The sequence below is a fragment of the Streptomyces sp. NPDC107550 genome (assembly GCF_055639095.1).
This window is the reverse complement of the sequence record NZ_JBVKBC010000010.1, coordinates 77,065-83,624: the sequence shown is the minus strand read 5'-3', so window position 1 is coordinate 83,624 and position 6,560 is coordinate 77,065. Positions and strand designations below refer to the sequence as shown.

Genomic DNA, 6,560 nt, shown 5'->3' with positions numbered 1-6,560 from the left:
GGGGATCGGCGAGGCGGGGCGTTGGGCACCGGTCGCCGCCCGGTGCCGTACGGCGCCCCCGGTCCGGGCATGCGACCGCGCGTCCTTCCTCGCCGTACGCGGGGCCGGCTCGGGCGCGGCCGGGTGCGGTCGCCCTGGGCAGCCCGGGACGCGCCCTGCGGAACGGGACGGGCGGACGGCTGTCGGGCGGGCGGGCGTGGTCAGCCGTCGTCGGTGCGGCGCGCGGTGCGCCCGGATATCTGGAGCCGGTCGACGGTGCCGGTGGCCGGGTCGCGGTGGAAGCGGCCGCCCGGTTCGAGGCGGCCGGTGTCCGGGTCGACGAGGTCGCAGGTCAGGTCGGCGTAGCAGACCAGGGGCAGGTCGAGGTCGCCGTCGATGGACAGGGTGAGCGCGCCGCCCGGGCCGAGTGTCACGCGGTAGTGGGTGGTGCCGTTGCGGTAGGTGCCGGCGTGGTCGGGCGCGGGGACGGGGCGGCCGTGGCGGGCCGGGCGGGCGGTGGCGGGTACGCGGGCGCCGGTGAGGGCGGTGAGGTCGTCGGCGAGGTCGCGCCAGAGGGCGGTGGCGCCGCCGGAGTTGCCGGTGAACGCGACGACGACACCGCTCTCGGGCTCGACGCGCAGATGGCAGGAGGTGCCCTGGGCGTTGCCGTCGTGGCCGTACCAGACGCGGCCGTCACGCCGGTACAGGGCGAGTCCGGGGCTCCAGCCGTCGGCGAGTCCGGCGGGGCGGGCGGCGCTGTCGCCGCGGCGCATCTCCTTGGCGGCGGCGGGCGGCAGCACGTCCGCGCGCCCGGCGAGGGCGTTCCCGAGGGCGACGAGGTCGCGGGCGGACGCCAAGAGCGCGCCGGCCGGGGCTTCGAGCGGGGCGAGGTTCTGGCGGGCCGGGCGGGGCAGGCCGGTGGCGGTGTTGACGGCGTGTCCTGCGGCCGTCGCCCGGGTCGCGGTGCGCTCGCCGATGAACGCGGGCCGGGTGTCGAGCGGTTCGAGGAGCAGGGCGGCGACGGCCTCGTGCCAGGGCATGCCGGTCACCTCCTCGACGAGCCGGCCTGCGGCGACGTATCCGGCGTTGGAGTAGGAGAAGTCCGTGCCCGGGGCGAACAGCGCGTCGCGTGCGGTGCACACGCCGGTCAGATAGCGGGCGACGGTGGTGGCAGCCGCGGTGTCGGAGTCGGGTCCGGTGGGCAGGCCGCCGGTGTGGGTGAGCAGGTGCCGCACCGTCACCCCGGGCGTCTGCCGCAGTTCGGGCAGGTGCGCGCAGGCGGGTTCGTCGAGGTCGAGGTCGCCGTCGTCGACGAGGAGCATGACGAGCGCGGCGGTGTAGGACTTGGTGAGCGAGCCGAGGGGCACGGCCGTGTCGGCGGTGAACGGCGTCCCGGTCGCGGTGTCGGCCGTGCCGGTGTGCAGGGTCAGCACGTCGGTGCCGGTGTCCAGGGCGAGTTGGGCGCCGGGCACGCGGTGGGCGCGGGCGAGGGTGTCGAGGCGGTCCTGGAGTTCCCGGCGTGCCGCGGAGGGTGTCCGGGGAGCGGTCGTGGTGGTGGGGACGGTGTACGGCATGAGAAGGGGACTCCCGTTGGATGGGTCTCATGTGCGGGTGGAGCGGCGGGCCCGTGGGGTGCCTGGGCCGCCGGTCGGGCGGGCGCGCCGCGAGCGGTGCGGCGCGGGGTCATATCCGCGCGGTCCGGTCGTCGTCCACAGGACGGCGCCGGGGCGCGTGTGGTGCGCGTGATGCGTGTGGTGCGTGCTGACGGTGGGCTGACGGTGTGGCGGCCGCGAGGGCTCGTACGGGCTGTACGAGCCCTACGTCGGTCGCGGCGCCCGGGGTCTCCCCCGCCCGAATGACGTGCGGGAGCGGGCGTCGCGCGGCGGGCGGGGCTTCGCGGACACGCCCTACGCCCTGTCGGCGTGGACGGGCAGTCGGCGTACGCCCACGATGACGGCCGGGTTCTGGAAGACGACGTCCTCGTAGGAGGGCACCGCCAGAGTGCGGAACCGTTTGTTCAGCAGGCGCAGGGCGATGCGGGCTTCCAGCCGGGCGAGCGGGGCGCCGAAACAGAAGTGGATGCCCTGGCCGAACGTGAGGTGCGGGTTGGGGTCGCGGCCGATGTCGAACGTGTCGGGCGCGGTGAACCGGGCGGGGTCCCGGTTGGCGGCGCCGAGGTGGGCCATGACCAGGCTGTCGGCGGGCAGTTCCTGGCCGTGCAGGACCACCGGCCGGGCGACGCGGCGCCCCAGCTCGGGAAAGGGAGGCAGCCACCGCAGTACTTCCTCGACGGCCTGCGGCACCCGGGACGGGTCGGCGCGCAGCGCTTCGGCCGCCTCGGGGTGGCGGTCGAACATGACGACGGCGTTGCCGAGGAGGGCGGTGGTGGTGATGTGCCCGGCGACGAGCAGCAGGGCGACGAAGCCGACCATCTCCTCGTCGGTGAGGCGCACTCCGTCGACCTCGGCGGCGATGAGGCGGCTGGTGAGGTCGTCACCGGGGGCGGCTCTGCGGCTGCGGATGTGGTCCAGCGTGTAGCTGTTCATGGCGCGGACCGTGGGGGCGATCGCGTCGAGCGCCCGCTTGAGGTCGTCCATGTCGGGTGTCTCGCCGAGCTGGTCGCCGCCGAAGAGGACGCCGGCCCACTCCTGGAAGAGGCGGTGTTCCTCGGCGGGGATGCCGAGGAGTTCGGCGATGACGATGATGGGGAGCGGGTAGGCGAGGGCGTCGACGAGGTCGAACGTGTCGCGGTCGCCGACGGCGTCCAGCAGCCGCTCGGTGACGGCTTCGATGCGGGGTTCCAGTCCTTGGACGACGCGGGGGGTGAACGCCTGGCTGACGAGGGTGCGGTACTTGCGGTGCCTCGGCGGGTCCATGGCGACGAAGTTGCCCTGGCGCAGGGCGTCGAAGTCGGGCTGGGCGGGGGCCAGGGCGGACATGTCCGATGAGTAGGTCGCCGGGTCGCCGAGGACGGTGGCGACGGTCTCGTGGTCGAGGGCCTGCCAGACGCCCTGCGTCTCGTCGAACCGCAGCGGCCCGCTTCGGCCGAGGTCCCGCCATCGGCCGGGTAACGCCTCGAAGAGGTGGGGTTCACCCGACACTCTGCTGGTGGTCACGTTCACTCCTTCGTCGCGGGTGGCGCGGGGCCGGGCGCCCTGGCGCAGGGGGCCGCCGTCGGCCGGCGGGGGTCCGGGCACGGCTGTGCCGCCGTGGGGCCGGTGGGAGGGGGACGGGTCGCCGCGTGCGGCGCCGGTCCGCGGAGGCGTGCCCCGCGCCTCAACACATGAGGTGCGGCGCCCTGGCGTCCCGCGTGGGGCGGACGCCTCCGGTCGGGCACGGCGGTGCGGCAATGCGGTGCGGCATGACACATCCCCTCGACGACACCCCCCGCGCGGTGACCGCGCGGGCTCCCCCCGGCTCGTGCGCAGGCGCTGGGGTCCGCGGGCCTCGCGCGTGGAACACCGCGGGCCCGTTCGCGCTTTTCCGCGTTGGCGTGAAGCGCTTCCCCGACACACCTTCACTTCGTCGGAACTCGACTTCAGTCTTCACTGCGCGCCATTCGTAAGCAACCCCTTGAAGTTGAACGCAGAGTATGCGCTCGCCATATCGACGTCATGTGCCGGCAACACCGTCGCACAGGTGGCCGGTTGCTTACCCGGTCCGCGTCACCGCCCCCGCGTGTGCCCTGCACGTCCTCACCCAAACCGGCGGCCGCCTGGTTGTTTTCCGCAGAGGCCCGCGACCTCGGCAGAGACGGTTTTCGGAATGCCGATTCGGCGTGAAACAGCGGTTGCGCGAAAGGCCGCCCGAGCGCACTCGCATACGCCCGCGCAGCAAGGAGGAACGTGCCACTGTCATGCGCCAACTCCCTTGTCGCCCCAGGGCCCTCACGAGAAGTGGCACGCCTCACCGGGCACGCCGGGGCCGCCGCACCGGGACCGGCTCCGGCGAGACCGATACCGTACGGATCGAGCCATGGGCGACGGACCGACCGATGCGACACAACGATCAAGCACAGGGCCAATTCGACATGAAACGCAAAGGCCATTACCGAATTTGACCGATTGCCTTTCTTCTTTTCTGAGTCGCCCCTCAAGTCCGCATGATTTCGTCATCCCTACACATGGCTAGAAGCAGCCGTTCAGGCCATTCGCTGCATGTTCAACTAATTCCCGCCGCCATGGCCGAAGGTCTGCTTCCCGCGCCGCCTCCCGGTCCCGATGATGGCCACGTGCCCCCATCCGATGCCGCCGCGCCCGTGTTCGCCCAGTCGAACCGAGGCCTCCACAGGACCGACCGCTTCGCCTGGTTCGTCGACGCGATACGGGCGGGGATCGCGCCGTTCGCGTTGTCCAGCCCCTACGCCGAGGACTTCATGGCGCGGGTGGTGAGCGCCGATCTCGGGGCCGCGCAGGTGGCGGCGTTCTCCTTCCCGTCACTCGACGCGGTGCGCACCACCCGTCACATCCGGCGCGGTGACCCCGAGACGTACATGCTGGCGCTCATCCAGCGCGCGCCCATGACCGTGGCCCAGAAGCGCGAGACGGTGGCCGTGCGGGCGGGTGAACTGGTGCTGTTCGACACTTCCTACCCGCTGGAGGCGGCGTTCCCCGACCCCGGGCACCGCGTGGCCGTCACCCTGCTGCGCCTGCCCAGAGCGTCGATGCCGCTCCCCGGTGACAGCATGGACCGGCTCCTCGCCCGGCCGCTGGCCACGCGCAGTTCCACGGGTTCTCTGCTGCGGCATCTCCTGGGTTCCGCGCTCGGGCAGGTCGCGGACCAGTCGCAGGCGGAGAACCAGCGCCTCGGCACCATCGCCGTGGACCTGGCAGCGGCCTTCCTCGCCGGTCATCTCGACGCCGGTGGTCTGCTCCCGGCAGAGACGCGGCGCCGGGCGCTCGTCGAGCGGATCGGGGCGTTCATCGAGGCGCACCTCGGCGACCCGGACCTCTCCCCCGCCGCCATCGCCTCCCGCCACCACATCTCGGTCCGCACCCTGCACCAACTCTTCAGCGCCGAACCGGAAGGCGTCATGGCGAGCGTGCGCCGGCGGCGCCTGGAACACTGCCGGCGTGCCCTCGCCGCGCCCTCCCCGTACCGGCAGCCCATCGGGGTGATCGCCGCGCGCTGGGGGTTCTCCAGTCCGGGCGAGTTCAGCCGCGTGTTCAAGCGGGCCTACGGCGAGACGCCCCGGCAGTTCCGGGACCGCGCGGCCGCCGCCCGAACCGCGCGCTGAATGCACATACGCTCCGCGCTCCTCGCCAACTCCCCGTGCACATCGCGCCCCACGATGGGGGCGCGGCACCGGGGGGCTGGACACGTCGCGGCGCCCCCGGCGCCCGCGGGTTCCGGCAGGACGACGGGGAGGCGAGATGGCAGGTCACGAACGGGCACCGGGCGGGGACGGTTCGTTCAGCCGGGGGACGGGCCAGGGCTGCGGTTTCTGCATGGGCATCCTGCTGGCGATCCTCATCATCACGGCGCTCGTCCTGGTCGGCGGCCTCGCCGCGATCTCCGGAACCTGAGCCGCTGTCCCCGGCGCCGCGCGAAGCAGCGGACCGCGCGAACCGGGCCGCGTGAACCGGACCACCCGCATCACGGCCACCCGCGTCACAGCGACCCGCCTCACAGCCACCGAGCCATTCACCACCGGGGGGCGCTGCCGGGTGCCGCTGAACGAGCGCCGACCCGTTCAGCGGCACCCGACCAGGCCCCGAGGACCGGACGCCCGCCGGAAGCCCTGGCCGCCCCGGGCCGACCCGCTCAGTGTGCGCGCGGCAGCCGCTTGATCTGCTCGCGTTCGAGATCCGCGAGCGCCCCGCGCACCGGCTCGTCGCGCTTCGCGGGCCCACGGGCTGAGCCCATCCCCACCAGCACGACCGATCCCGCGCGCGCGACGGTGAAGACGGAACCGGCGGCGAGCCCGTTCAGCGCTTCGACCTTGTGCGTGATGCGGTAGGACACCGCCTCGTCGCCCAGGTTCTCCGGGCCGGCGTAGCGCGTGACCTCCTGCTCCGCTCCGTCCTCGGCCCGCCAGCCCCGGCAGGCGTCCAGGTCGGCGCGGAGGTTGCGCATGACCGCCCGGGCGTCCGCGTAGCTGTGGGCCTGTACGTCCAGCATCAGCGGCCCGAGCCTCCCCGACTCCCCCTGCTTCTTCCCGCGTTCGTCGAAGACGCCCCGCACCTCCTGCGCCGAGGCCGCCGGGCGAGTCCGCTGCGCGAAGGCGAGGCCCACCGCGCCGCACGCCAGCTTCCCCTTCAGCCCTTTCAGGCCGGCCGCCGGCCTGGAGCCCAGGTCGGTGACGTCGAAGGGCCCCTTGTCGTTCTCTGCGAGGACCACCTTCTTCAACTGCGCCTGCGAGAGGGTCTGCCGCGTCACCGGCGCGCCGGGCGCCTCGGACCGCGTCGCGCCGGGTGCCGGCTTCGCGTCGCCGCTGCACCCCGTCGCCCCGGCGGCGAGAACCCCCAGAACCAACACGCCCGCCGCCACCCGTCTCATGGCCTCACTCATCCGCCGCGCTCTCCCCACCCCGTTCCCCACGCGCTCCTCGCGCGGAGAAAGCGTCATCCTAAGCGGACGCC

At 73.5% G+C, this 6,560-nt stretch carries 5 protein-coding genes; 2 read left to right on the top strand and 3 right to left on the bottom strand.

All coding sequences use genetic code 11. The features are described 5' to 3' along the window. Positions 1–200: 200 nt before the first annotated feature. Positions 201–1,553, bottom strand: coding sequence for a serine hydrolase domain-containing protein (locus tag ACZ7LY_RS16425; protein ID WP_471625264.1), 1,353 nt, complete (start codon positions 1,551–1,553; stop codon positions 201–203). Between the two features lie 333 nt (positions 1,554–1,886). After that, positions 1,887–3,095 carry a cytochrome P450 gene (locus tag ACZ7LY_RS16420; protein ID WP_471625263.1) on the bottom strand — a complete coding sequence of 403 codons (1,209 nt, stop codon included), beginning with the start codon at positions 3,093–3,095 and terminating at the stop codon, positions 1,887–1,889. A gap of 1,115 nt (positions 3,096–4,210) precedes the next feature. On the opposite strand from ACZ7LY_RS16420, the gene ACZ7LY_RS16415 reads away from it, so the two are divergent. Both ACZ7LY_RS16415 and ACZ7LY_RS16410 read left to right on the top strand, forming a co-directional pair. Next, on the top strand, positions 4,211–5,215 hold the full coding sequence (locus tag ACZ7LY_RS16415; RefSeq protein ID WP_471625262.1) for a helix-turn-helix domain-containing protein: 1,005 nt from the start codon (positions 4,211–4,213) through the stop codon (positions 5,213–5,215). Between the two features lie 136 nt (positions 5,216–5,351). After that, a complete protein-coding gene (locus ACZ7LY_RS16410) occupies positions 5,352–5,504 on the top strand; it encodes a hypothetical protein (RefSeq protein WP_471625261.1) in 153 nt (50 codons plus the stop codon). Between the two features lie 238 nt (positions 5,505–5,742). On the opposite strand, the gene ACZ7LY_RS16405 is transcribed toward ACZ7LY_RS16410, so the two are convergent. Further along, the gene (locus tag ACZ7LY_RS16405) at positions 5,743–6,489 is read right to left on the bottom strand and encodes a hypothetical protein (protein ID WP_471625260.1); all 747 of its coding nucleotides are present in this window, start codon (positions 6,487–6,489) and stop codon (positions 5,743–5,745) included. Positions 6,490–6,560 lie beyond the last annotated feature (71 nt).